Consider the following 25,633-nt stretch of genomic DNA (forward strand, 5'->3'; position numbering starts at 1 on the left):
GCCTGGGCCGCTTCGGCCGGGATCCTCTATCCGCTCGCGGCATCGGCGCTACCGGTGACGAGCCCGCCTGAGCCGGCCCGTGCGCCCTGTCTGACCCGGGCGAACCTGGGTCGCATCGCCGTTGCGGTGATAGGGCGCGGCCAACACTCGATGGCTTGAGGTGGCCAGCACATAGACACCCATGTCGAGCGGCACGGCGACGATGCCGTGGCCCAGCGCGGCGATGCGACCCAGGTTCGCCCGGGTCAGACAGGGCGCACGGGCCGGCTCAGGCGGGCTCGTCACCGGTAGCGCCGATGCCGCGAGCGGATAGAGGATCCCGGCCGAAGCGGCCCAGGCTGCCGCCGTCGCCAGCGGCCGCCCCCGCGCACGGGTTCGCACTACGGCGTAGGCCAGTACCGGAACGGCAAGCGCCGCGCCGAACGGCGCCAGCCGCAGCTGGATGCACGACAGCAGGAACGCGCCGATAAGCAACCCAGCCCAAGCCAGCGCCGCCGCGTCGCGTGGATTTCGCCATGCATTCAGGGTCGCCGCGGCCATTCCGGCCAGCATCAACCCGGCATAGCCGATCACAACCGCCATCGGCGTCTTTAGCAGCGGCTGCGCCTCGGCGACGTGATCGAGCCACAGCGTGCGAAGCAACGGCGAAACCGCGCCATAGGGGCCGGCAAGACAGGCCGGCGCCAGCCACGGTGCGGCGGTGACCAGCATGATGCCCGCGGCGGCCAGCGCCGCCAGGCGGCCGGCCGACGCGCGCGATCCCGGTATGGCGCCAGCCAGCGCCAGCAGCACGCCCGCCAACATCGTCAGCCATGCGACCGGCGGGGTGAACGTATCGCACAAGCTCGCCGGCCAAACCCCCGGCGCGAGCACCAGCGCCGTCGCCGCCGTGCCGCTTGCCAGCGCCACCCCGGCCGCGATCACTGCCCTGCCCTCGCCTCCAAGCGCCCAGCGCAGGGCCAGCGACGCCAGCACAAGGGCGCACAGCGGCGCGCTCTCCAGCCCGATGGCCAGGCTCGCGGCGATGGCCAGGCCCGCCACGCCACCGGCGCGGGCCGAGGGGGCGGCAATCATCGCGCGCACGGCAACCAGCAGCAGCACGAGCTGCAGCCCATGATGATCGATCCGTCCCGGCATGAAGACCCCTGTCGCCGGATAGGCGAGCGCGCCAAGCAGCAGCGCGACGATTCCCGCCTGCGCTTGCCCGGACAGCCGCCGCGCAATCCCGGCCAGCAATGTCAGCGTCGCCGCGAACAGCATCGCCGGCCAAGCGATCACCGCCACCAGCTCCGCGCCATGCCGCCCGCTGATCGGCTCCAGACCCACGATCAACGCCGCCGGCACTAGGTCGGGCAAGCGCGACCAATGCATGGCAAGGCCACTGCCCAGTCGATATTGCGTGACATTGCCGAACGCCTGCCCGCTGATCCAGTCGCGGATCTGCGCCAGCCGCATCATGTCGTCGGGATCCGGCAGGATCAGCGCCGACAATCGCGCCCAGTCGGCGATCGTCCAGGCGAGCGTCAGCAGGCCCGCGATCAGGATCGCGAGCGCTTGTTCACGCCAATTGCCTGCACGCGCCGGCCCCATGGACCGGCGCTAGCGCATCATGGTTAATTTTGTCGCGGCAAAAGCTGCAATCCGCGCAGCAACGTCTCCAGGTGCGCCCGGCCGAGCCGGCTCCACACATTATACGTACATTGCTGGCGATGGATGCGCACATAAGCGAGCGAGTTCTCACCCTGGCCCGTCGAGTTCGCCGCGTGATACGGCTTGGCCCCTTCCAGACCATAGCCGGCAAAGGACGGCCGCTCGAGCTGGTCGAGTTCCATGCGGTACGGCCACTGCTCCGCCAGCTCGCGTGACTTGGCATAGGGCGGGCCGCGATCGGCTTGGACCAGGCCCGGTCCGGCTACGCCATATGCGCTGCGCCGATCGGGCAGATCAAACGCCACCGCCCAGCCGCCACTGAACGTCGCCGCGCGTGGCGTGCCATCCGCGCCACCGACATCGGTAAAGGCCACGGGCGCGCAGGTTTCGCGGTTCTCGGCCTTCCCCCATTGCTGGCGCACAAGGTCCGCCGCGACGAAGCGCGTGGAAGACGAGGCTGCCGGGGCCGGCGTCGCCGCGACCGTAGAAGTCGGCGTCGCCACCTCACTCGACAGCGTTGGCGTGGCGCTCGGCTGCGGTGCCGGGTCGGGCGATCCGCAGGCGGCGAGCAACAGGGCGGGCGTCAGGAGATAATGGCGCATCCCCTCACGACGCCCGCGCGCCGCTTGTGTTCCGCGCTTCAGCCCTCGCGCCGTCCCAGCAGACGCAACCGCAGCGCGTTGAGCTTGATGAACCCGGCCGCGTCGCGCTGGTCGTAAGCGCCCTGGTCGTCTTCGAACGTCACCACCTTCTCGCTGTAGAGCGAATTGGGCGACTTGCGCCCGACGACGCTGGCGCTGCCCTTGTAGAGCTTGAGCCGCACCGTGCCCGCGACCTTTTCCTGGCTATGGTCGATCGCCGCCTGCAGCATCTCGCGCTCGGGCGCAAACCAGAAGCCGTTATAGATCAACTCGGCATAGCGCGGCGCGAGTTCATCCTTCAGGTGCGCGGCGCCACGGTCCAGCGTGATCGATTCAACACCGCGATGCGCGATCGAATAGATCGTGCCGCCCGGCGTCTCGTACATGCCGCGCGACTTCATGCCGACAAAGCGGTTCTCGACCAGATCGAGCCGGCCGATACCATGCTTGCGGCCAAGCTCGTTAAGCGCGGTGAGCAGCGTCGCCGGCGACATCGCCTCGCCGTTCAGCGCGACGCCGTCCCCCTTCTCGAAATCGATCGTGATATATTCGGGCGTGTCCGGCGCGTCTTCCGGGTTCACGGTGCGGGAATAGACGTAGTCGGGCACTTCCTGCCACGGATCCTCCAGCACCTTGCCCTCCGACGAGGTGTGCAGCAGGTTCGCGTCCGTCGAGAAAGGCGACTCGCCGCGCTTGTCCTTGGTCACCATGATCTGGTGCGCTTCGGCAAATTCGATCAGCTTGGTGCGGCTGGTCAGGTCCCATTCCCGCCACGGCGCGATGACCTTGATGTCCGGGTTCAGCGCATAGGCCGACAGTTCGAAACGGACCTGGTCGTTGCCCTTGCCGGTCGCGCCATGGCTCACCGCATCGGCATTCACTTCCTTCGCGATCTCGATCAGTCGCTTGGAAATCAGCGGCCGCGCGATTGAGGTGCCGAGCAGGTAGGTGCCCTCGTACAACGCGTTGGCGCGCATCATCGGGAACACGAAATCGCGCACGAACTCCTCGCGCAGATCGTCGATGAAGATATGCTCCGGCTTGACGCCGGCGTTCAGCGCCTTCTGCCGTGCCGGTTCCAGTTCCTCGCCCTGCCCCAGATCGGCGGTAAAGGTCACGACCTCGCAATTATATTCCTGCTGAAGCCATTTCAGGATCACGCTGGTGTCCAGCCCGCCCGAATAGGCAAGGACGACGCGGTTGATCTGATCGGCCATCGTAACATCAGCTCCAGAGGAAAAGTCGCGCGCGCTCTAGGCCTGTGTGGACGCAGGTGCAACATTGGCGGTCGCTTGACGATCCTCGCTCCCGCGCAGAGCCCGCAAAGGGTCACCAGCAAGACCCCGCGATGCGCCCCGCTTTCGTCGCAGCGCATCCATGTTAGGATGCGAGCCAGCGGAGAACCGTCATGGCCGAACTCAAGACCCAGCCAAGCGCAACCAGCGTCGCCGCCTTTCTCGACGCGGTCGAGCCGCCGCAGCGGCAGGCGGATGGCAGAACCGTCTGTCACCTCCTCCAGCGCATCACGGGCGAGGAACCGCGCATGTGGGGACCCTCGATCGTCGGCTTCGGCAGCTACAGCTATACGTATGACAGCGGCCGTTCGGGGACGATGTGCCGGCTCGGCTTCTCGCCGCGCAAGGCCAATCTGGTCTTGTACGTACTGAGCGGTCGCGATGGCGAGGCCGACAAGCTCGCACGGCTCGGCAAGCACAAGACCGGCGCCTCATGCCTATACATCAACAAGCTCGCCGACATCGACCTGGCCGTGCTCGAAGCGATCGCTCGCGATTCGCTGGCCGAGATGAACCGCAGATATCCGCCCGCCTGACGTGGCAATGCGATATCTCGTCGCCACGCCCCATTGCCGCCACGCTTCACATGGAAGATAGGGCGGTATGACAAATTTACGACAGGCGCCCGCCGCGCTGGATCGAATCCAGCAGAACTGGCTTGCGGCGCGCGAACGGCAACTGCTCAACTGGCTCTGCGCGCACATGCCCGCGTCGGTCACCCCGGACAAGCTGACGATCCTCGGCATGATCGGCGCAGCGATGATCTTCGCGGGCTATGTCGCCAGCAATCTGTCGCCGATGTGGCTGATCCTCGCCATCGTCGGCTATGCTGTGCAATGGTTCGGCGACTCGCTCGACGGCAGCTTGGCCCGGTTCCGCCGGATCGAGCGGCCATCCTATGGCTATTTCATCGATCACAGCTGCGATGGCCTTGCCAATCTGCTGATCGTCGCGGGCATTGGATTGAGCCCGTTCGTGACGATGGACGTCGCGATGATCGCGCTGGCCGGCTATCTTCTCATGTCGATCCACACCTTTCTCTCGGCTCGCGTCGTGGGAGAGCTTCGCCTGTCATATATGGCGGCGGGGCCGACCGAGCTGCGGTTGGTGCTGATCGGCATGACGGTGATGATGATGGTGCTGGGGTCCGGGCGCGGACTGTTCGGTGAATGGTCCGGCTTCGACATTCTGGTCGGTGCGATCGGGGGCGCGCTGATCCTGCTCTTCGTCGGCCAGACGCTGATCACCGGACGCAAATTGGCGGCGCTCGAGGCGCAGCCGCCGTTCAACCGCTAGTCAGCTCGATCCTGCGATAGCTCGCCCATGATCCTCGCGCTTCTCCTCGCTCAGGCGATGGGCGTCGCCCCCGGTCCGCTGCCAGCGGCCGAGGCCGACCGCCGTGTCGCCGAACGTTTCGCCGACCTCGACCTCAACGAAGACGGCGCGATCGAACGCGACGAGGTCCGTGCGCGCTTTGATCTGGAAGCGAGCGCGGACGCCGTGCTCGCCGCACCGCAAAAGAAGAAGGCGACCGACCCGCGCGCTGCGATCGGTGCCCGCCTGCCCGACCATGCCCGCGCGGATGCGTGGTTTGCGGCGGCCGACCGCGACCGCGACGGTAAGGTCAGCCGCGCCGAACTCGCCGCGACGATCAGCGCGGACCGCCAGCAGCTACCCCCGCAATAGCTGCTCGGCCTGCGCCATGTAGTCGCGCGTGATCGGAAGCTCGCTGCGGGAACGCGAGAATTGCAGCTGGTAATTGACCAGCCCGCCATTGCGGAACGCCGTCAGCGATCCCGCGAGGTAGAAGGTCCACATGTTGAAGAACCGCTCGTCATACAGCGCGACGATCTGCTCTCGCGCCGCCACTGCGCGATCGTACCAGGCCTGCAGCGTATAGGCATAGTGCAGCCGCAGCACCTCGACATCGGTCAGGAACAGCCGCAGCCCTTCATAGCCTTGCGCGATCTCGGACAGCGCAGGGATATAGCCGCCGGGAAAGATGTACTTGGCGGTGAACGCGTCGGTCACCCCCGGCTTGCCCAGTCGCCCGATGGTGTGCAGCAGCATCACGCCATCAGCGGCCAGCAACTCGCGGCACTTGCGGAAAAAGGTGCGGTAATGCGCCGTCCCGACATGTTCGAACATGCCGACCGACACGATCCGGTCGAACGGGCCGGTGACATGGCGATAGTCGATCAGGTCGAACTTCACCCGATCGGCCACCCCGGCTGCTTCCGCTCGCTCGCGCGCGATCTTCAGCTGCTCTTCGGACAGCGTGATGCCCAGCACGTCGGCGCCCGTCTTCTCGTGGATGTACAGCGCCATGCCGCCCCAGCCGCAGCCGATGTCGAGCACGCGCATCCCCGGCCGGATCGCCAGCTTGGCGACGATATGCGCCTTCTTGTCAGCCTGCGCCTGTTCCAGCGTGTTCGCCGGATCGGTGAAGTACGCCATCGAATATTGGCGGTCGGCGTCGAGGAACAGGTCGTACAGCGTCGCCGACAGGTCGTAATGATGCGCGACGTTGCGCTTCGACCGGCGCGCCATGTTGATCCGGTCGATGCGATAGCGAACATTGTCGAACCCGCGCTTCAACAACCCTGGATCGAGATTGCCGGTCGCCGCTTCCCATTTGTTGTTGCTGGTCAACAGGTTCAGCAGCGCCAGGATGTCGCCCTGCTCGATCACGAGGCGCCCGTCCATGAACGCCTCCCCCGCGCCCAGCGCCGGGTCGAGCAGGATTGCGCGTTCCGCCGCCCAGCTGGCAAAGCGGATCGTGACCGGCGCTAGGTCGGGATCGGGCGATCCGAACAGCCGCGCGGTGCCGTCGGGGTGGATGACCGTGAGCTCGCCGCGTTTGACGGCTCGGCTCAGGAACATGTCGATCATAGCCATGGCGACAGGACCTACCCGCCCCGGTCAGCTTCGCAAGCGCAATATGTCAGATGCCGCCATACCATTCATAGCCGGCTGCATCCTCCCACAGCCCGCCCTTGCCGCCATACACGCCGTCGAGCGACGCAACCGCCTCTACCGCCATGATATATTTCGCGTGCTTGTAGCCCAGCTGCCGCTCGACGCGCAGCCGCAGCGGCGCCCCGTGCGCCACCGGCAGCGTGCGGTTGTTCATCGCCCAGGCCAGGATGGTCTGCGGGTGAAAGGCATCGATCAGGTCGATCGATTCGTAATACGGCCGCCCGATCAGCGTATCGGCGCAGTGGAAGACCAGGTAGCGGGCCGTGTCCCGCAGTCCGGCGAGCCGCAGCACGGTCGACAATTGCGGGCCGTGCCATTTGCCGATCGCGCTCCACCCCTCGACGCAATCGTGCCGCGTGATCTGCACGCGTTGCGGCAGGCTGCGCAAATTGGCCAGTGACAGGCTGAGCGGCCGCTGCACCAGGCCATTCACCGTCAACCGCCAGTCGGCGAAATTTCCCGCCATCAGCCGCGCATAGGCTTCGCTCCCCGGCCTGCTAGTCCCGTTCGAGCGGAAACGCGGCGACATCTGCGTCTCGCTATATTCGGGCGCCAGCGCATGGCGGTCGGTAATCAGCCGCTGCAGGCTGCGATGCACCGCCTCGGCCTTGAACAGCACGTCGCGCCCCGCCTCGCTCCGCCCGATCGCGTCGCAGCCGGCCAGCAGCCCGCCCGCGCGGGTGACGAGCGGGTGGGGGGGGGTGAGCAGCGTCTTTGGGGCCCCCGCCACTTGCCGGTGATCATCGACCGCACCTCATTGATCGGCCCGGCAAGGATGACCAGCGCCAGATGCACGATCGTGAACACCGCAAGCAGCATTGCGACGATGAAATGCACCGATCGCGCGCTCTGCCGTCCGCCGAACACATCCAGCAGCCACGGCCACGCCGCGTTCATCCCCGGCGACATGGCGAGGCCGGTGAAGATCACAAGCGGCAGCAGGATGAAGATCACCGCGACGTAGCTCAGCTTCTGGAAGATGTTGTACGCGCGCGGATCGGCGGGGTCGTGGAATTCCAGCCGGGCGTGCGCCTTCGCGTCGGCAATCAGCCGCGCGGCACGCAACTCGTCTGCACGGATCCGCAGGTCGCGCTGAAAATGCCGGTCGATCAGGCTCGCGATCATGTAGCCCAGCAGCGCGAACGCCAGCACCAGCGCAAAGAACAGGTGCCAGCGCCGCGCCAGCGCCAGATTGTAATTGCTCGGGATCGTCAGCCAGCCCGGCACGCGCGCATCGTCGAACAGCCAGATCAGCTTGAACCAGGGCTGGTCGAAGTTCGCGCCATATTCGCCCCAATACAGCTGCCCATGCGCGTTCAGGATCATGAGCCCGCTGCCCAGCAGCACGATCACGCTGACCGCACTCACCCAATGCCAGATACGCGTGGTCAGCGCGTGGCGTGTAATGGGCGGAGCGGCCACTGCACCGCCCTCCGGCGAACCCGGCTCCTGATCCGATCGCTCATGCATAGGCTCTCACGAAGAACACCATCGTCGTCGCGCCGGTGACAAGCAAGGTCCATGTGCGCACCGCACCGGCTGACAACCGCTTGCCGATCCATGCGCCCAGCCATCCGCCGAACACGGCGCCCGTCGCCATGGCAAGGCACAGCGGCCAGGCGATCATGCCAAAGGCGGCGAAGATCATCGAGGCTGCCAGATTGGCGACGAACAGCATCAGCGTGCGGATCGCGAACAGCCGCCGCGGCTCCATATTCGCCAGCAGGCCATAGACCGCGGTCAGGATCATGCCGACGCCACCGCCGAAATAGCCGCCATAGACGCCCAGCAACGATTGCGCGACGACCAGGGTCGGCCGACCGATCGCCACGCGCGCATGCAGCCAGTCGGCCGCGCGCCGGCCGAGCAGCATGACGACGAACGCGAACAGCAACAGCCACGGCACGAACGCATCGAACAGGTCGCTCGGCGTCAGCACCAGCAGCGTGCTGCCCACCAGCCCCGCGAAAAAGGTGATCGTCGCCAGGCTGGCCACCGACAATCCGGCGACGGGCGCAAGCTCCTTGCGAAAGCTCCACGCGCTCGCCCCCGCGCCCGGCATCACCGCCGCGTTCGATGTCGCATTGGCGATGTTCGCCGGCAGGCCGAGCGCGATGAGCACTGGAAAGGTGGCGAAACTACCGCCGCCCGCCAGCCCGTTCATCGCGCCGCCGGCCAGTCCGGACACCGCCGCCAGGGCCAGGGTGGAAATGTCGAGCATCCCGCTCCCTCGCCTACCCGGCGCGGCCTGTCCAGCATTGCGGCCCCGGACGACCGCAGGGACGATGGCTCAGCCCAGCGCCGCCTGCTTTTCGTCGGCCAGCCGGTCGAGTTCGGCGCGCGACTTCTTCTCGGCGGCGGTCTTCAGCTGTCCGCAGGCCGCATCGATGTCCCGCCCGCGCGGCGTGCGCGCCGGTGCCGAAATCCCTGCGCCGAACACGATTTCCTGGAACGCGCGAATCCGCTCGGGCGTCGAGCATTCGTACGGCGCGCCGGGCCACGGGTTGAACGGGATCAGATTGACCTTGGCCGGCAGCTTGTACTGCTTGATCAGCCGGACCAACTCGCGCGCATCCTCGTCGCTGTCGTTCTTGTCCTTCAGCATCACATATTCGAACGTGATGCGCCGCGCATTGTTCGCGCCCGGATAGTCGGCACAGGCTTGCAGCAGGTCCTCCAGCCCGTATTTGCGATTCAACGGCACGATCTCGTCGCGCACATCCTTGGTCACCGCGTGCAGCGAGACGGCCAGGTTGACGCCGATCTCCTCGCCCGCGCGCGCCATCATCGGCACCACGCCGCTGGTCGACAGGGTGATGCGCCGGCGGCTGAGGCCAAGGCCATCGCCATCCATCACGATCTTCAGCGCGTCGCGCACATTGTCGAAATTGTACAGCGGCTCGCCCATGCCCATCATCACGATGTTGGTGAGCATCCGCCCTTCCGGCTGGCTCGGCCATTCACCCAACGCATCGCGCGCCAGCATCACCTGCCCGACGATTTCGCCCGGCTCCAGGTTGCGGACCAGCCGCATCGTGCCGGTGTGGCAGAATCGGCAATTGAGCGTGCAGCCGACCTGGCTCGACACGCACAACGTCCCGCGATCGGCGTCCGGGATGAACACCATCTCATAGTCCTGGCCGTCATCGGACCGCAGCAGCCACTTGCGCGTGCCGTCGGTCGACACCTGCGCCTCGACCACTTGCGGGCGCGAGATGGCAAAGCGCTGCTCCAGCCACGGGCGCAACTGCTTGCTGATGTCGGTCATCAGCGAAAAGTCGGTGACGCCGCGATTGTAGATCCAGTGCCACAGCTGCTTGGCGCGCAGTTTCGCCTGTTTCGGCTCGAGTTGCGCCGTCTCCAGCGCCATGCGCAAGTCCGCCTTGGACAGGCCGAGCAGGTCGATGCGTCCATCTGCGCGCGGCTTGAAATCGCGCGGCACGGGCACGGGATCGATGTGCCCGGGGATGGGCATGAGCGGGGCCGAGGCTGTCTGCATTCGCGCCATATAGCGGGAAAATGACGCAATTTCCACTCCCCGGCCCATCCCGCTGACGCCACGGCGCGTCGATGGGGAGTTGCGAGGCGGCGCGCCCGCTGGAAGCCTTGTACGCGGGGGCACGGTTTTCTTCGTGTTTGGAGTAGTTTCATGACCAAGTTTCACGCCATCCTGACTGCTGGCGCCGCGCTGATCGCCGCGCCCGCCATCGCGCAGGAGGCAGCACCCGCGCCCGCACAGGCCCCGCAGGCGGCACCAGCGGCACCCGCCGCGCCGGGCGCCCCCGTGACCGCCAGCGATGCGGAGATCACCAGCTTCGCCAAGGCCGCGATCGCGGTGGACAAGGTGAACAAGGACACCGCCCTGCCCGATGCGGACAAGCCCAAGAAGCTCGCCGAAGTGGTGACTGCGGCCGGCATCCAGCCGACCCGCTTCAACGAGATTGCGGTCGCGTCGGGATCGGACGCTGCGCTTCAACAGCGCATCCAGGCGGCGATCGTCGCCGAACAGAACGCCGCTGCGCCGGCTGCGCCCGCGACTCCGGCTCAATAACTCGTCCCCCCGGGCGTTGCAGCGGCTCTGGGTCTATCGCCGCTGCAACGCCCACCCTCTTGTCAACGCCGCGCACATCCCAACGCCGCTGCGTCGATCGCCGTCGCCGCGCCCTTGAGCGCATAGACGTCGGCAAAGGCGCGGCCAGCGCGCGCCAGCGTCTCCACGCTCATGCTGCGACCCGACCGCATCGCGGTCACGATGGCGAGGTCCGTGCGCGCGTCCGGCGCCCACGCATCGCTCGCGCCCGCCAACAGTTCGAAGCGGCGCTCCCCGATCGACAGCGTCACCTTCGCGCGCGGATCGCGCGCCCGGCTCAGGCGGATATGCAGCTGGTTGCGCGCGCCCGAACGCGGCCAGTTGGCAACGCTGGCAAACGCCCCGCGCCGCGCCTGCACCGGCTCGCTGATCGCATAGCATCGCGACGGCGCGGCATCGCGAAACGCGCCCCAGCTGTCGAACACGCCCAGCGCCTCGCGGGCCTGCCCCTGAACGGCGGCTATCAGCACCAATGCCGCGATCATGCCGGCGCGTGCCCGCTGCCGGTATGGACGACCGTTTCCATGCCTCGCTCGATCATCACGACCGATCCCTGCGGCAGGCCCGGCGCGATCGGCGTGGCAAATTCGGGATGCGCATCCGCCCCGGTCATCACGCCGCGCAGCACCCTGCTGGACACGCCGTGCATGATGACCAGCCGGTCGCCTTCGTCCTCGTCCGTATCGGCCAGCCACGCCGACACACGCGCGGCGATGTCGGCAAAGGGCTCGCCATCGGGCGGCGACCGGATGAGGCCGCCCGGCACCATCACATTTCCACCTTCGGCGATGATGTCGGCATAGTATCGCCCGCCCCAGCTGCCCATGCCGATCTCGGTCAGCCGCGAATCCTGCCGCGCGGCATGCCAATCAAGCTCGAGATGCTCGGCGAGCACCGCCAGCGTCTGCAACGCACGCCCGGTGTTCGAAGCCCACAGGGTCAGCTGCGGCCGCACGCCCAGCAACGCGCGTAACGCCCGCCCCATTCCGTCCGCCTGAGCAAAGCCGGCGCGGGTCAGCGGCGTATGCGGATGGTCGCCCTGCAGCCGCCGCGCCACATTGAACACCGTCTCGCCATGCCGTGCGATGAAGTCGCGTCCCTTGCGCATCGCGCTCGTGTCCCATTCGCGGCGGCATCAAGGCAAGCGCTTTATGTGCCACAATCCTGCCACGCTGTGTTGCCCGAATATCACAGGCGACTTTGTTTAGCTGAGGTTCATGAAACATCGCGCCCGCGTAACTATTTGAACCCTGCCCCGCGTGATGGGGCGTGTTTGAATGGAGTTTTGTAATGCGTAACCTGATGATCGCAGCGGTGCTGCTGGCCGGAACCGCCGCCCCCGCGATGGCGCAGGACCAGGTCAATCCGCAGTTCACCGGCCCGCGCGTCGGCGTGACCGCCGGCTATGACATCCTTCGCCCGGGCAGCAGTGAGGACGCCGACATCGATGGCGTCAACGAGAATGTCGACGGCTTCAACTATGGCGTCGAACTCGGCTACGACTTCTCGATCGGCGGCGCGGTCCTCGGCGTCGAGGCGGAGCTGGCGGATTCGACCGCCAAGCAGAAGACCAGCACCAACAATCCCGATTTCCTCGGCTTCGGTGAAGTCGCTGCGGGTCGCGACATCTATGTCGGCGTTCGCGCCGGCGTCCTCGCCGCCCCCAGCACGCTGATCTATGCCAAGGGCGGCTACACCAATGCTCGCCTGAACGTACTGGCCAGCGACGGCACGACCGAACTGCGCGAGAATTTCGATCTCGAAGGCTGGCGCCTGGGCGCGGGCATCGAGCAGGCGATCGGCACCAACACCTTCGCCAAGCTCGAATATCGCTACTCGAACTATTCGAACGCGAACTTCGAATATCGCAGCGGTGCGACGACCGAGAATTTCGACATCGACACCGATCGTCATCAGATCGTGGCTGGCGTCGGCATCCGCTTCTAAGCGGCAGCCGGCGGAGTATCGGCGCGAATCGCCCGGCTACCTTTATCGGACAGCATGGCCGGGCGAAGCGCGACAGACCCCAAGGGGTGCCGATTCTTCCACAACTATATTTGACGAAGGGCCGGGGCGCTTGCTCCGGCCCTTTTTCGCGTTAAGGATATCTCGAACTTCGCGCGGCTAACCAGCCGTCGGAACAGGGCGACCGCCCTCGGGGGTTTGGATACACACATGAAAGCGACGATCGAACGCGCAACTTTGCTCCGCGGCTTGAGCCACGTCCAATCGGTGGTCGAGCGGCGCAATACCATTCCGATCCTGTCGAACGTGCTGATCGAGGCTTCGCTGGAGGGATCGATTCGCCTGATGGCAACGGACCTCGACCTGCAGATCGATGAGACCGTGCCGGCGGCGGTGGATCAAGCGGGCGCGATCACTGTCCCCGCGCACACGCTGTTCGACATCGCCCGCAAGCTGCCTGAAGGCGCTCAGGTCGAACTCGCCGCGGCTGAGGGCAAGATCAAGATCAACGCCGGCCGCGCCAAGTTCGAACTCGGCACCCTGCCGCGTGACGATTTCCCGGTGATCGCCGAGGGCGAACTGCCGACCGTCTTCGAACTGTCGGCCGAAACCTTGAAGCAGATCATTGACAAGACGCGCTTCGCGATTTCGACTGAAGAGACGCGCTATTATCTCAACGGCATCTTCCTGCACGTCGCCGACGATGTGCTGAAGGCCGCGGCGACCGACGGCCACCGCCTGGCGCGTGTCACCGTCGCCCGCCCCGACGGCGCGGAAGCGATGCCCGACGTGATCGTGCCGCGCAAATGCGTCGCCGAACTGCGCAAGCTGCTCGACGAAGTCGATGGCTCGGTCGGCGTCTCGCTGTCCGGCTCGAAGATTCGCTTCGACCTTGGCGCTGCGATCCTGACGAGCAAGCTGATCGACGGGACCTTCCCCGACTATTCGCGCGTCATTCCGCAGGGCAATGACAAGATCCTCAAGATCGATCCGCGCAGCTTCATGCAGGGCGTCGATCGCGTCAGCACCATCGCGACGGAAAAGACTCGCGCGGTGAAGATGGCGCTCGATCGCGATCGCATCACCCTCTCCGTCACCAGCCCCGACAACGGCACGGCTGCCGAGGAAGTGCCCGGCGACTACGCCGCCCAGCCGTTTGAGATCGGCTTCAACTCGCGCTACCTCATGGACATTCTGGGCCAAGTCGAAGGCGACATGGTCGAGGTCCACCTCGCCGACGCCGCCGCGCCCACCTTGATCCGCGAGAACGACAAGTCGCCCGCGCTCTACGTTCTGATGCCAATGCGTGTCTGAGCCAGCCGGTTGATTATCGGGCGGCATTCACCTATTATTGACATCAATGTCAGTAATGGTGGATGCCATGGCAACGCAAGCTCAGTTTCAGACCGCCCCGAACACGCCGGCAATGGCGTCGCCGGCGCTCGATCCGATTGACTGGACCAAGACGCCGAAACGCGAATGGGGCACGGCCCTGCGCGCGCTCGTCCGCCTGCTGCGCAATGCGGACGACACGATCCAGGTGTTCCGCATTATGCGCGCGCTCAACGGCGACATCGCCGGGCGCAACTATCGCCGTCTGCTCAAGACGCCGAACGGCGGGCGCCTTGCCTATCAGCGGCTCGAGCTTGCCGAGCGTCTGTCGGATCGCGACTGGATCGACAGCTTCCCGGCCGGCACCGTCGCCGCCGCCTATCGCGACTTTCTCGACCGCACCGGCTATTCGGCGCAGGGCCTGGTCGAATTGAGCACGGCCGAAGGTATCGGCGCCCAGGCCGAACATCCCCATGCGTGGTTCGGCCGCCGCGAGCGCGACGTGCACGATATCTGGCACATCCTGACCGGCTATCAGGCGGACGAGCCGCTCGGCGAAGCCTGCCTCGCCGCCTTTTCCTATGGCCAGACCAAGGGGCTTGGCTGGGTGTTCATCGCCGGCGGCGCTGCGCTCAAGAGCCTGCGTATCACCGGCAAGACCAGCTTCGCGCGCGCCGTGATCGAAGGATACCGTCGCGGCAAGCGCGCGAAATGGCTTTCGGCCGAGGATTACGAGCAACTGCTCGCCGAACCGCTCGACCAGGCGCGCAAGCGCTTGGGCATCGTGCCGACGCTCGCCTATGACAAGGCGCAGGCCGAGCTTCGCGAAATGCGCAAGACCGGGATCTGATCGCGGCGCGTCGCGGCTGTGCGCGGGCTTTGGCCTGCGCTAAGGCCGAGCCGATGGCCCTCACCCGCCTTGTCCTGACCGACTTCCGCAATCACGCCGATGCGCTGCTTCAGCCGGAAGCCGGCTTCGTTGTGCTGACCGGCGACAATGGCGCGGGCAAGACCAACATTCTCGAAGCCGTCTCGCTACTGGCCCCCGGCCGCGGCCTGCGCCGGGCGCCGCTCGGCGACATGGCGCGACAGGGCGGCACGGGCGGATTCGGCGTGGCGGCGACGCTGGGCATCGACATCGAACTCGGCACCGGCACCCAGCCTGCTGCCCCTGAACGCCGCATCGTGCGCATCAACGGCGCGCCCGCTGCCGCCACCAGCCTCGCGGAATGGCTCACCGTCCTGTGGCTCACCCCCGCCATGGATCGCCTGTTCGTCGAGCCGGCAGGCGAACGGCGGCGCTTCCTCGATCGTCTGACGCTTGCGCTCGCCCCCGGCCATGCGCACCACACCACGCGCTACGAAGCGGCCATGCGCGAGCGCAATCGGCTGCTGTCGGGGGACGACCCTGCTGACCCGGACTGGCTCACGGCGTTGGAGGCGCGCATGGCGGAGCATGGCACGGCGATCGACACCGCACGCCGCGACGCGGTCGCCGCCCTTGCCGGCCGCCTCGCCGCCCAGCCCGAGGGCGCCTTCGCGCGCGCCGGCCTTGCGCTCGATGGCCCGCCGCCTGGCGATCTTGCCGCGCAGCTTCGTGCCGGCCGCGCGCGCGATGCCGCCGCTGGCCGCACTCTGGCTGGCCCGCATCGCGACGACATGATCGTCACGCATCTCGGCAAGGCACAGCCAGCGCAGCTTTGCTCGACCGGCGAGCAAAAGGCACTGCTGCTCGGCATCGTTCTCGCCCATGCCGAACTCGTCGCCGACCGCACCGGGCGAACACCGATCCTGCTCCTCGACGAAGTCGCCGCGCATCTCGATCCCAGCCGCCGCGTCGCGTTGTTCGAACGGCTCGCCGGGCGCGGTCAGGTGTGGATGACCGGCACCGAGTCCGCGCTGTTCGACGGCGCGGGTAAGGCAACCCGCTACACCGTCGGTGAAGGGATCATTTTGGCTTAAGCCGCGGCACCGGTTCAGCTTAGCTGAACCCTCCAGTCACGCCCCATTTTGCTTCCGTTTTGTGACGCGCGACCCTATATGCTGGGCATGGCATCCGAAGATAACGCGACCCCCGAAAACGCTCCCAACCAGAACAGCTACGGCGCCGACAGCATCAAGGTGCTGAAGGGCCTCGACGCCGTGCGCAAGCGTCCGGGCATGTATATCGGTGACACCGACGATGGCTCGGGCCTGCACCACATGGTGTTCGAGGTGTCGGACAATGCGATCGACGAGGCGCTGGCTGGCCATTGCGACCGGATCGTCATCCAGCTGAACGCCGACGGATCGGTCAGCGTCGAGGATAACGGCCGCGGCATCCCGACCGGCATCCATTCGGAGGAAGGCGTCAGCGCGGCCGAGGTCATCATGACTCAGCTCCACGCCGGCGGTAAGTTCGAGAACACATCGGACGACAATGCCTATAAGGTGTCGGGCGGCCTGCATGGGGTCGGCGTGTCGGTGGTCAACGCGCTGTCCGAATGGCTCGACCTCAATATCTGGCGCGATGGCCAGGAGCATTACATGCGCTTCGCCTATGGCGACGCCACCGCACCGCTCAAGGTCATCGGCCCCGCGCCCGAGGGCAAGAAGGGCACGCGAGTCACTTTCCTCGCTTCAACCGAAAAGGTGCCGGGCGACGGTGGCACGTTCAAGAACCACATCGAGTATGATTTCGACAAGCTCGAGCATCGCTATCGCGAACTGGCGTTCCTGAACTCGGGCGTGCGCCTGTTCCTGCGTGATGCACGGCATGAAGAGGTCAAGGAAGTCGAGCTTTATTACGAAGGGGGCATCGCTGCCTTCGTGAAGTGGCTCGACCGCAACAAGACGCCGCTGATGCCCGATCCGATCGCGATCGCCGGCACGCGCGACGACGTGACGATCGATGTCGCGCTCGAGTGGAACGACAGCTATTACGAAAACGTCCTCTGCTTCACCAACAACATCCCGCAGCGCGACGGCGGCACGCACCTCGCGGCGTTCCGCGCGGCGCTGACCCGCACCCTCAACAGCTATGCCGACAAATCGGGCCTGCTCAAGAAGGAGAAGGTCAGCCTGACCGGCGACGACATGCGTGAAGGGCTGACCGCGATCGTCAGCGTCAAGCTGCCCGATCCCAAGTTCAGCAGCCAGACCAAGGACAAGCTGGTTTCCTCCGAGGTGCGTCAGCCGCTCGAAGCGCTGATGGCCGACAAGCTCGCCGAATATCTCGAGGAAAATCCGGCCAACGCCAAGATGATCATCCATAAGGTGATCGACGCCGCAGCCGCGCGGGAAGCGGCGAAAAAGGCGCGCGAACTGACCCGGCGTAAGGGCGTGATGGACATTGCCTCGCTGCCCGGCAAGCTCGCCGACTGTCAGGAGCGCGATCCCGCCAAGTCCGAACTGTTCTTCGTGGAGGGTGATTCCGCCGGTGGCTCGGCCAAGCAAGGCCGCAACCGCCAGTTCCAGGCGATCCTGCCGTTGCGCGGCAAGATCCTGAACGTCGAGCGCGCGCGCTTCGACCGGATGCTGGGTTCAAAGGAGATCGGCACGATCATCACGGCGCTCGGCACTGGCATTCGCGACGATTTCGACTTGAGCAAGCTGCGCTATCACAAGATCGTTATCATGACCGACGCCGATGTCGACGGCGCACATATTCGCACGCTGCTGTTGACCTTCTTCTATCGCCAGATGCCACAGATCATCGAGGCGGGGCATCTCTACATCGCCCAGCCCCCGCTGTATAAGGCGACCAAGGGCCGCAGCGAAGTGTATCTCAAGGACGACGCCGCGCTCGACCAGTATCTGGTCGAGGCCGGGGTGGCCGGCAATCGCCTCGAAACCCATGAAGGGCCGATCTTCGGCGACGAGCTTGCAAAGCTGGTCGAACATGCTCGCCGCATGCGCACGCTGATGCGCTATGTCCCCCGGCGCTACGACGCCGGGATCATCGAGGCGCTGGCGCTGGGCGGCGCGATTGATCCGGAAGCGACGCGCGAGCAGCGCGGCGAGCGGCTCTCCGCGGTGACCAAGCGCCTCGACCTCACCGACGCCGATGCGCGCTGGTCGGCACGGGTGACCGATGAAGGCGGCTTCCATTTCGAGCGGCTGTGGCGCGGCGTTACCGACCATCACATCATCGAAGGATCGTTCCTCGCCTCGGCCGAGGGGCGCAAGCTCCACGCACTCGCCGCCGAACAGGCCGACGGCTATGCCCAGGTGGCGAAGCTCGTCCCGGCCAAGGCCGCTGCCAGCGAGTCTGAGGAGGACGAGACGGTCACCGCCGCGAAGGGCGAGACGCTGGTCGCGCGCCCATCCGAACTGCTCGATGCGATCCTCGCTTCGGGACGCAAGGGCCTGTCGATTCAGCGCTACAAGGGTCTTGGCGAAATGAACGCCGAACAGCTCTGGGAAACCACGCTTGATCCGGCCAATCGCTCGATGCTTGTCGTTGCCATCGATCAGGCGGATGTGGCGGATGAGATCTTTACGCGACTCATGGGCGACGTCGTGGAACCTCGCCGCGAGTTCATTCAGGAAAACGCCCTCAGCGTCGCGAACCTCGACGTCTGATCGCGGATTCAATTCGTTACGCCGCTGACGATTTGCGAGTCCCGACGCGCGCTGCTCCACGGATTCCCGTCTTAAGGGGACGGGACGATGCGGGGATTTGTCGCGATCGCAACGCTGATGCTGGCGGGACCGGCGCTGGCTGAGGACGATTTCAGCTTGCCCGCGACCTTCGGCATGCGGTCTGCCACGGCTGTGGCTGATTTGGGCAGCGACCTCGGCAGCGGCACCGCCAGCTATTATGGTCGAGAGATTGCGGGTAACCGCACGGCCAGCGGCGAACGCTGCGATCCCGATATGCTGACCGCCGCGCACCGCACGGCGCCGTTCGGCAGCAAGCTTCGCGTCACCAACCTCGCCACCGGACGCAGCGTTGTCGTGCGCGTCAACGATCGCGGGCCATTCCGCGCCGGGCGCATCATCGACCTGTCTCACGCCGCTGCGCGCGAAATCGGAATGCACCGCACCGGCACCGCCAGGGTAAGCCTCGCGCTGCTGGGATCGTAACGCACGAAACGAAGCGGTTGACCGCTGCAATGCCGCAGTGCAGCACGCGCACATGGCCAGCACACCGATCGCGAACAACGCCGATATCCGCTTCCTGGGCAAGCTGCTCGGCGATGTCATCCGCGACTATGGCGGCGAAGGGCTGTTCCGCCGGATCGAATATATCCGCGCCGCATCGGTCGATCGCCATCGCGGTGTTGCTGGCGCCGACACGATCGACCCGGGCCTCGGCAGCCTCAGCCTGGACGAGACGCTCGATTTCGTGCGCAGCTTCATGCTGTTCTCGATGCTCGCCAACCTGGCCGAGGATCGGCAGGGCGTTGCCGCCGATTCGGGGGCGGATGTCGAACATGCCATTGCCACGCTGAAGCAGCACGGCGTCGGCGCCGACAGGATCGCGCAGTTGCTGGAACATGCGCTGGTCGCCCCGGTCCTCACCGCGCACCCGACCGAAGTGCGCCGCAAGTCGATGATCGACCATCGCAACCGCGTCGCAGAGTTGATGCGGCTGCGCGATCAGGGCGTCACCGAAACGCTGGACGGCGATTTGGTCGAGGAGGCGATCGTCCGCCAGATCGCCCTGCTGTGGCAGACGCGGGTGCTGCGTTTCGAGCGGCTCTACGTCGCCGACGAGGTCGAGACGGCGTTGTCCTATCTGCGCGATGTCTTCCTCCCCACCTTGCCCGCGCTCTACGCTCGCTGGGACCGGGCGCTCGGCGAACGGGTTCCGCCATTCCTGAAGCCGGGTAACTGGATCGGGGGCGATCGCGACGGCAATCCGTATGTCACCGCCGACTCGCTGCGCCTCACCCTCTCGCGTTCGGCCGAAGCGGTGCTGACGCACTATCTCGACGCAGTTCACGCACTTGGCGCCGAACTGTCGATCTCGACCCACCACGCACAGATCGATCTCGGCGTGGTAGCGCTGGCCGAAGCAAGCGGCGACGATGCTGCCAGCCGCTCGGACGAACCCTATCGTCGCGCGCTCTCCGGCATCTATGCCCGCCTTGTCGCGACCTATCGTGACCTGACCGGGAAACCCGCCCCGCGCCCCGGCCCGCTGACCGGCGAGCGCTATGCCGACCCCGCCGCCTTCCGCGCCGATCTCGCCACCGTCGCGCACGGCCTTGCCGCGCAAGGCGGCGACGCGCTGTCTTCCTCCGGTGCGCTCGGGCGGCTGATCCGTTCGGTCGACATCTTCGGCTTCCACCTCGCGACACTCGACATGCGCCAGAACAGCGCGGTGCACGAGCGGGTCGTCGCCGAACTGCTCAAGGTCGCCGGGGTTGAGCCGGATTACACGTCGCTGGACGAAGACGCCCGCGTCGCCCTGTTGCGCCGCGAGCTCGCCTCTCCGCGTCCGCTCACCAGCCGCTACGCCAGCTATTCGGACGAGACCACGTCGGAGCTGGCCATCGCCCATGCCGCGGCAGAGGCGCATCAGCGCTACGGCCAGGCCGCGATCCGCCAATATATCGTGTCGATGGCCCAGTCGGTGTCCGACCTGCTCGAAGTCTACATCCTGCTCAAGGAAGCCGGCCTCTACATCCCCGCGATCGGCGATACTCCGGCGCAGGCGCATATCATGGCCGTGCCGCTGTTCGAGACGATCGGCGATCTCGACGCCGCGCCCGACATCATGCGCGGCTGGTTCGCGCTGCCCGAAGTAGCCGCCATCGCCACCGCGCGCGGCCATCAGGAAGTGATGATCGGCTATTCGGATTCGAACAAGGACGGCGGTTACCTGACCTCGACCTGGGGTCTTTCCAAGGGGTCGACCGCGTTGAAGCCGGTTTTCGAAGAAGCCGGCATCGGCATGCAGCTGTTCCATGGCCGCGGCGGCGCGGTCGGACGCGGCGGCGGCTCCTCGTTCCAGGCGATCCAGGCGCAGCCCGCCGGCACCGTCCAGGGCCGTATCCGCATCACCGAACAGGGCGAGGTGATCGCCGCGAAATACGGCACGCGGGAAAGTGCGGCCACCAATCTCGAAGCCATGGCTTCGGCGACCCTGCTTGCCAGCCTCGAGCCGCAGCGGTTGAGCGAGGCCGACGCAACGCGCTTCGAAGCTGCGATGGACCAGCTGTCCGGCACGGCCTTCACGGCCTATCGCGCCCTTGTCTATGGCACCGACGGGTTTCGCACCTTCTTCCGCCAGATGACGCCGATCGCCGAAATTGCCGGTCTGAAGATCGGCAGCCGCCCGGCCAGCCGCAAGAAGTCCGACGCGATCGAGGATCTGCGCGCCATTCCCTGGGTATTCAGCTGGGCGCAGGCGCGCGTGATGCTGCCCGGCTGGTATGGCGTCGGGCAGGCGCTGTCGGCCTTTCCCGATCGCGGCCTGTTGCGAGAGATGGCGGCCGGCTGGCCGCTGTTCGCCGCGACGCTCGCCAATCTGGAAATGGTGCTCGCCAAGTCCGACATGGCCATTGCCGAACGCTATGCCGGCCTGGTCGAGGATCGCGCGCTGGCCGATGCGATCTTCACGCGCATCCGCGACGACTGGCAAGTCACGCACGACCAGCTGCTCGAAGTCACGCGCCAGACCCGGCTGCTCGAAAAGCACCCGGCGCTCGAAACCTCGATCCGGTTGCGGCTACCCTATATCGAACCGTTGAACCTGCTTCAGGTCGAGTTGCTCAAGCGCCACCGCGCGGGTGAGATCGACGCGAAGATCGAACAGGGCATCATGCTGTCGATCAACGCGATCGCGACCGCACTGCGCAACAGCGGCTAAGGCGTCAGGAACGGCGCCGCCATCGCGGCCGGCACCCGCATGATCCGGCCGCTCGCCTTGTCGATCAGCGCCCAGGTCGAGACTGCCTCGACCTTCACCTTGCCGTCCGCGCCAGTGAAGGTCATGTGGCGATCGAATCGCGCGCCGCGCGGCGGGTTCGGCACCCAGGTCTCGGCCGACACCGTCTCGCCCGCCGCCACATTGCCGCGATAATCGATCTCGTGCCGCGTCACGACCCAGAAGAAGTTTTCCCGGTCTGCTGCTGCGGCGACCGCCTGCCAGTGTGCTACGGCGACCTGCTGAATCCATTGCACCCAGACCGCGTTGTTGACGTGTCCCAACTCGTCAATGTCCGCCGCCTGCGCGGTGATCTGCTGCGTAAAGCGGGTCATGGCCGATGGTTACGGCAACCGTCGCCGCGGCGAAAGCATCACAGGCGCATCGCCTCGTTGCCCACGGACCCCGGCCGCGCGACGCCGGCGCGCCGCACCTGCGTCATGATCGATTGAACCAGCTCATAGCAGCCTCGTCGGTCTTGACCATGGCGCGGCGCCGCCAACTCGCTCTGCGGCGGCCGCGTCAAGCATCAGGGATTGAGCGCGACCTCGTCACCATCATCGAGCGCGTCTTCCTCGACCGCGTCGTCGTCAAAGTCGGCCTGCAGGTCGTCCTCGTCGTCGTCCGCCTCGTCGGTCTCGGCGATCGTCTCGTCAGCCACCTCGTCGGCGGTCATGGCGAGCTCGTCATCCTCGTCCATCGCATCGGGGTCTTCGCCCAGATCGGGGTTGAGGTCGGTCAGGATCGTGCCGTCGCTGGGGCCGTCGCGCGTCGCCTCCAGGATCTCGGCGCGCTGGCTTTCGTCATAGCCGTCCTCGTCATAGCCGTCGTCGCCAGGGCCACGCCCCGTCACCTGATAGCCGCCCATTGCAGCCCTCCTTGTTGATGCCTGATAGCGCGAACGGCGGGACTGGCATGGCGGTTCCGTCGCCATGCGACGAAAGGCATCAGCTGCGACGGAACAGCCGCCCCTTTTCGGTGACGAAGATGATGGCGAGCGCAGTCAGGCCGAGCCCGGCAAACCCCAGATACAGCGGCACCGCCGTGCCGTCGAACGCCTGGCCGACCACGGCGCCCAGCACCGCCGCGCCCATGGTGGTGACAAAGCCTTGCAAGCTGGATGCCGTGCCTGCGACCTCCCCCATATTCTCCATCGCCATGGCCGAGAAGTTGGAGTTGGCCAATCCCAGTGCCGCCATCATCGGCGCCTGCAACAGGATGAACACCGGCAGGCTCTCCCACCCCGCCAGGATCACGCCGAGATGCACGAACGCCATCACCGTCGCCGCAACCAGCGCGACGTGCGACAACAGCCGCATCCCGAACCGCATCACCAGGCGCGAGTTCAGGAAGGATCCGGCCGCCATGCACCCGGCGATCGCCATGAACACCACGGTGAGCAGCTCGGGGCGCTTGAACACATCATAGACGATCTGCTGGATCGATCCGATAAACGAGAAGAAGCCGCCGGCAACAGCCGTCGCCGCCAGCGTATAGCCCACCGCCCAGCGATCGCGCAGCATCACCCGATAGCCCGCGAGCACATCGCCCACCCGGAATTGCGCTGCCGTCGCGCGGTCCATCGTTTCGGGCATCCGGATCGCGAACCAGATCAGCACCAGTGCCGCCACGAAAGCGATCCCGCCAAAGATCAGCCGCCAGTCGCCAAAGATCATCACCATCAGCTGGCCGAACGCGGGCGCGACCACCGGCACGACCATGAACACCATGAACGCCAGGCTCATCACCTGCGCCATCGCGCGTCCCGCAAAACAGTCGCGCACCAGCGCGATGGTGACGACGCGCCCGCCCGCCACCGCCGCGCCGCTCGCCGCCCGCGCGATTAGCAGCAGCTCGAAGCTGCGGGAGAAGGCCGCCAGCACATTCAGCGCGACATAGAGCGCAAGCGAGCCAACGATCACCGGCTTGCGCCCGAACCGGTCCGCCAGCGGTCCGTGGAACAGCTGCGCCACGGCAAAGCCCAGCATGAAGGCGGTGATCACATATTGGCGATGATTGGGATGCGCGACGCCCAGTTCGTCGCTGATCGCGGGCAGCGCGGGCAGCATCGAATCGATGCCGAGCGCCGTCATCGCCATGATCGACGCAATCAGCGCCACGAACTCGGCCATCGGGATCGGCGATCGGTTCGGCGCTTGCGCGGCTTGGGGGTTCGTCGGCGCATCCATCGCGCGGCCAATGCCGCATTGCATCGCGCCCGTCACCCGAATCGTTGACCTTTCGCGTCAACCTGCGTAGTGTGTTGCTAAACTAACACGGCTGGAGTGATGATATGAAGCGCGTCTGGACCCTGCTGCCGCTTGCCGTGGCGCTCGCGGCATGTGGCGACGACGGGGCCGGGACTTCGGTCTCGATCAAGGGTGATGACGGCAACACGCTCGCCAGCGTCGGCAAGGACGGTCGGGTCGAGATCAAGGCGCCCGGCTTCGAAGGATCGGTCAAGCTGCCCAAGTTCGCGTTCGGCGCCGACGATTTCGAGGTGGATGGGCTGAAACTCTATCCCGGATCGACGATCGCGAACCTCAACGTCGATTCGAGCGGCGGCAACGATGGCAGCGTAAAGGTCGATTTCGACGCGCCCGCCGCTGCCGATCAGGTGCAAAGCTGGTTTCGCGAGCAGATGCAGTCGGCCGGCTTCACCGTCGATCTGAAGAACGGCGCCTTGGCCGGCAAGACCGGCGACGGCAGTCCTTTCAGCCTCAAGGTGACGCCGCAAGGTGACGGCAAGAGTCGCGGTTCGCTGACCGTGACCGGCAACTGACGCCTCTGTTCTAGACGGCGGGGAAGGCCTATCTCCGGCAGAATCGTTTCCGGAGCTACTACCCAATGTCCGACACTCTCCTCGCGCAGATCCCGCTGATCGACATGGCCGATCAATCGCGCGATCCGCAGGCCTTCGCCGCCGCGCTCGGTGCTTCGTTCGAGCGGTTCGGCTTCGCCATGGTCAGCGGCCATGGCGTGCCGCAGCAGGTGATCGACCGCGCTTGGGCTCAGACCAAGGCGTTCTTCGACCTGCCGGAGGAAGAAAAGCGCAGCTACTTCGTGGCTGGCGGCGGCGGCGCGCGCGGCTACACGCCGTTCAAGACCGAGATCGCCAAGGGCGCGACGCATGTCGACCTCAAGGAGTTCTGGCATATCGGCCGCGAGTTGCCGGACGGCCATCGTTTCAGCGACAGCATGTCGCCCAACATCTGGCCTGCACGGCCGGAAGGGTTTCGCGAGACCTTCCTCGACCTGTTCGCCGCGCTCGACACGGCGGGCGACAAGCTGCTCTCGGCAATCGCGCTTCACCTTGGCCTCGCGTCCGATTGGTTTGACCCGGCGGTAAAGGACGGCAATTCGGTGCTGCGCCTGCTCCACTATCCGCCGGTGACCGAAGATGCGCCCAACGTTCGCGCCGGCGCGCATGAGGATATCAACCTCATCACGCTGCTGCTCGGCGCGGAAGAGGCCGGGCTGGAACTGCTCGACAAGCAGAGCGGCGAATGGCTGCCGGTCAAGCCGCCCGAAGGCGCGATGGTGGTGAACGTCGGCGACATGCTTCAGCGGCTGACGAACCATGTCCTCCCTTCGACCACCCACCGCGTCGTCAATCCGCCGGTCGAGCGTCGCGGTCATTCGCGCTATTCGATGCCCTTCTTCCTTCACCCTGCGCCCGATTTCCTGATCAAGGCGCTGCCGCAATGCATCAGCGACGCGAATCCCGAGCGTGAACCGCCGATCACCGCGCACGACTATCTGGCGCAGCGCCTCGCCGAGATCGGCCTCACCAAGAAATAGCGCGGCGCAGAAGTAAACCGCC

The 25,633-nt window shown here is 66.1% G+C and carries 26 protein-coding genes; 13 read left to right on the plus strand and 13 right to left on the minus strand.

Annotated elements, in window-relative coordinates:
• Positions 1-48 precede the first annotated feature (48 nt).
• Genes BFL28_RS00010 through BFL28_RS00020 form a run of 3 tightly spaced genes read right to left on the minus strand, consistent with a single transcriptional unit; the run spans position 49 to position 3,508 of the window.
• Complete coding sequence (locus BFL28_RS00010) at positions 49-1,590, minus strand: hypothetical protein (RefSeq protein WP_069318598.1); 1,542 nt, start codon at positions 1,588-1,590, stop codon at positions 49-51.
• Positions 1,591-1,613: 23 nt separating this feature from the next.
• The gene (locus BFL28_RS00015; RefSeq protein WP_069318599.1) at positions 1,614-2,252 is read right to left on the minus strand and encodes a hypothetical protein; all 639 of its coding nucleotides are present in this window, start codon (positions 2,250-2,252) and stop codon (positions 1,614-1,616) included.
• A gap of 38 nt (positions 2,253-2,290) precedes the next feature.
• A complete protein-coding gene (locus tag BFL28_RS00020) occupies positions 2,291-3,508 on the minus strand; it encodes an argininosuccinate synthase (RefSeq protein ID WP_069318600.1) in 1,218 nt (405 codons plus the stop codon).
• 191 nt (positions 3,509-3,699) lie between these two features.
• Between BFL28_RS00020 and BFL28_RS00025 the strand changes: the two genes are divergently transcribed.
• The 3 genes from BFL28_RS00025 to BFL28_RS00035 all read left to right on the plus strand — a co-directional run bounded on the left by BFL28_RS00025 (position 3,700) and on the right by BFL28_RS00035 (position 5,272).
• The gene (locus tag BFL28_RS00025) at positions 3,700-4,122 is read left to right on the plus strand and encodes a DUF1801 domain-containing protein (protein WP_069318601.1); all 423 of its coding nucleotides are present in this window, start codon (positions 3,700-3,702) and stop codon (positions 4,120-4,122) included.
• A gap of 67 nt (positions 4,123-4,189) precedes the next feature.
• Positions 4,190-4,882 (plus strand): CDP-alcohol phosphatidyltransferase family protein, encoded by a 693-nt coding sequence (locus tag BFL28_RS00030; protein WP_069318602.1) that lies wholly within the window; start codon positions 4,190-4,192, stop codon positions 4,880-4,882.
• Between the two features lie 27 nt (positions 4,883-4,909).
• Positions 4,910-5,272, plus strand: a complete 363-nt coding sequence (locus BFL28_RS00035; protein WP_069318603.1) for an EF-hand domain-containing protein — start codon at positions 4,910-4,912, stop codon at positions 5,270-5,272.
• On the opposite strand, the gene BFL28_RS00040 is transcribed toward BFL28_RS00035, so the two are convergent.
• From BFL28_RS00040 to rlmN, 5 genes are all read right to left on the minus strand, one after another.
• The gene (locus tag BFL28_RS00040; RefSeq protein WP_069318604.1) at positions 5,258-6,484 is read right to left on the minus strand and encodes an SAM-dependent methyltransferase; all 1,227 of its coding nucleotides are present in this window, start codon (positions 6,482-6,484) and stop codon (positions 5,258-5,260) included. The two genes, BFL28_RS00035 and BFL28_RS00040, sit on opposite strands and share 15 nt — an antisense overlap.
• Before the next feature lie 46 nt (positions 6,485-6,530).
• Positions 6,531-7,232 carry a molybdopterin-dependent oxidoreductase gene (locus BFL28_RS00045; RefSeq protein ID WP_079246842.1) on the minus strand — a complete coding sequence of 234 codons (702 nt, stop codon included), beginning with the start codon at positions 7,230-7,232 and terminating at the stop codon, positions 6,531-6,533.
• Positions 7,139-8,035 (minus strand): cytochrome b/b6 domain-containing protein, encoded by an 897-nt coding sequence (locus BFL28_RS19970; RefSeq protein ID WP_079246832.1) that lies wholly within the window; start codon positions 8,033-8,035, stop codon positions 7,139-7,141. The genes BFL28_RS00045 and BFL28_RS19970 overlap by 94 nt, the downstream gene beginning before the upstream one ends.
• Complete coding sequence (locus BFL28_RS00050) at positions 8,028-8,786, minus strand: sulfite exporter TauE/SafE family protein (protein ID WP_069318605.1); 759 nt, start codon at positions 8,784-8,786, stop codon at positions 8,028-8,030. Before BFL28_RS00050 ends, BFL28_RS19970 begins: the two co-directional genes overlap by 8 nt.
• 69 nt (positions 8,787-8,855) lie before the next feature.
• Positions 8,856-10,064, minus strand: coding sequence for a dual-specificity RNA methyltransferase RlmN (gene rlmN / locus BFL28_RS00055; protein WP_069318606.1), 1,209 nt, complete (start codon positions 10,062-10,064; stop codon positions 8,856-8,858).
• Between the two features lie 150 nt (positions 10,065-10,214).
• Between rlmN and BFL28_RS00060 the strand changes: the two genes are divergently transcribed.
• Positions 10,215-10,616 (plus strand): DUF4168 domain-containing protein, encoded by a 402-nt coding sequence (locus tag BFL28_RS00060; protein WP_069318607.1) that lies wholly within the window; start codon positions 10,215-10,217, stop codon positions 10,614-10,616.
• 62 nt (positions 10,617-10,678) lie between these two features.
• Here BFL28_RS00060 and BFL28_RS00065 read toward each other — a convergent pair whose 3' ends face one another.
• On the minus strand, positions 10,679-11,140 hold the full coding sequence (locus BFL28_RS00065) for a hypothetical protein (RefSeq protein ID WP_069318608.1): 462 nt from the start codon (positions 11,138-11,140) through the stop codon (positions 10,679-10,681).
• Positions 11,137-11,763 carry a histidine phosphatase family protein gene (locus BFL28_RS00070; protein WP_069318609.1) on the minus strand — a complete coding sequence of 209 codons (627 nt, stop codon included), beginning with the start codon at positions 11,761-11,763 and terminating at the stop codon, positions 11,137-11,139. Before BFL28_RS00070 ends, BFL28_RS00065 begins: the two co-directional genes overlap by 4 nt.
• Positions 11,764-11,945: 182 nt before the next feature.
• On the opposite strand from BFL28_RS00070, the gene BFL28_RS00075 reads away from it, so the two are divergent.
• From BFL28_RS00075 to ppc, 7 genes are all read left to right on the plus strand, one after another.
• Entirely contained in the window at positions 11,946-12,602 is a 657-nt protein-coding gene (locus BFL28_RS00075) for an outer membrane protein (protein ID WP_069318610.1), read from the plus strand.
• A gap of 228 nt (positions 12,603-12,830) precedes the next feature.
• Positions 12,831-13,934: a DNA polymerase III subunit beta gene (gene dnaN, locus BFL28_RS00080; protein ID WP_069318611.1), complete on the plus strand. Its 1,104-nt coding sequence runs from the start codon at positions 12,831-12,833 to the stop codon at positions 13,932-13,934.
• 67 nt (positions 13,935-14,001) lie between these two features.
• Positions 14,002-14,802 (plus strand): Coq4 family protein, encoded by an 801-nt coding sequence (locus BFL28_RS00085; RefSeq protein ID WP_241527154.1) that lies wholly within the window; start codon positions 14,002-14,004, stop codon positions 14,800-14,802.
• A gap of 53 nt (positions 14,803-14,855) precedes the next feature.
• The gene (gene recF, locus BFL28_RS00090) at positions 14,856-15,914 is read left to right on the plus strand and encodes a DNA replication/repair protein RecF (RefSeq protein WP_069318612.1); all 1,059 of its coding nucleotides are present in this window, start codon (positions 14,856-14,858) and stop codon (positions 15,912-15,914) included.
• Between the two features lie 78 nt (positions 15,915-15,992).
• A complete protein-coding gene (gene gyrB / locus BFL28_RS00095; protein WP_119184513.1) occupies positions 15,993-18,515 on the plus strand; it encodes a DNA topoisomerase (ATP-hydrolyzing) subunit B in 2,523 nt (840 codons plus the stop codon).
• An 87-nt stretch (positions 18,516-18,602) separates the two neighbouring features.
• Entirely contained in the window at positions 18,603-19,019 is a 417-nt protein-coding gene (locus BFL28_RS00100; RefSeq protein ID WP_069318613.1) for a septal ring lytic transglycosylase RlpA family protein, read from the plus strand.
• A 52-nt stretch (positions 19,020-19,071) separates the two neighbouring features.
• A complete protein-coding gene (gene ppc / locus BFL28_RS00105) occupies positions 19,072-21,753 on the plus strand; it encodes a phosphoenolpyruvate carboxylase (RefSeq protein WP_069318614.1) in 2,682 nt (893 codons plus the stop codon).
• Here ppc and BFL28_RS00110 read toward each other — a convergent pair.
• The 3 genes from BFL28_RS00110 to BFL28_RS00120 form a co-directional block, all read right to left on the minus strand.
• The gene (locus BFL28_RS00110) at positions 21,750-22,145 is read right to left on the minus strand and encodes an acyl-CoA thioesterase (protein ID WP_069318615.1); all 396 of its coding nucleotides are present in this window, start codon (positions 22,143-22,145) and stop codon (positions 21,750-21,752) included. The two genes, ppc and BFL28_RS00110, sit on opposite strands and share 4 nt — an antisense overlap.
• Positions 22,146-22,339: 194 nt before the next feature.
• The gene (locus BFL28_RS00115) at positions 22,340-22,678 is read right to left on the minus strand and encodes a DNA primase (RefSeq protein ID WP_069318616.1); all 339 of its coding nucleotides are present in this window, start codon (positions 22,676-22,678) and stop codon (positions 22,340-22,342) included.
• A gap of 79 nt (positions 22,679-22,757) precedes the next feature.
• Positions 22,758-24,023 (minus strand): multidrug effflux MFS transporter, encoded by a 1,266-nt coding sequence (locus BFL28_RS00120; protein WP_241527155.1) that lies wholly within the window; start codon positions 24,021-24,023, stop codon positions 22,758-22,760.
• A gap of 80 nt (positions 24,024-24,103) precedes the next feature.
• On the opposite strand from BFL28_RS00120, the gene BFL28_RS00125 reads away from it, so the two are divergent.
• Together BFL28_RS00125 and BFL28_RS00130 are read left to right on the plus strand one after the other, a co-directional pair.
• Positions 24,104-24,592: a hypothetical protein gene (locus BFL28_RS00125; RefSeq protein ID WP_069318617.1), complete on the plus strand. Its 489-nt coding sequence runs from the start codon at positions 24,104-24,106 to the stop codon at positions 24,590-24,592.
• A gap of 65 nt (positions 24,593-24,657) precedes the next feature.
• Positions 24,658-25,611: an isopenicillin N synthase family dioxygenase gene (locus BFL28_RS00130; protein WP_069318618.1), complete on the plus strand. Its 954-nt coding sequence runs from the start codon at positions 24,658-24,660 to the stop codon at positions 25,609-25,611.
• The last annotated feature ends 22 nt before the right edge of the window (positions 25,612-25,633 follow it).

The sequence above is a fragment of the Sphingomonas turrisvirgatae genome (assembly GCF_001721295.1).
In the GTDB taxonomy this organism is placed as follows: Bacteria; Pseudomonadota; Alphaproteobacteria; order Sphingomonadales; family Sphingomonadaceae; genus Sphingomonas; species Sphingomonas turrisvirgatae.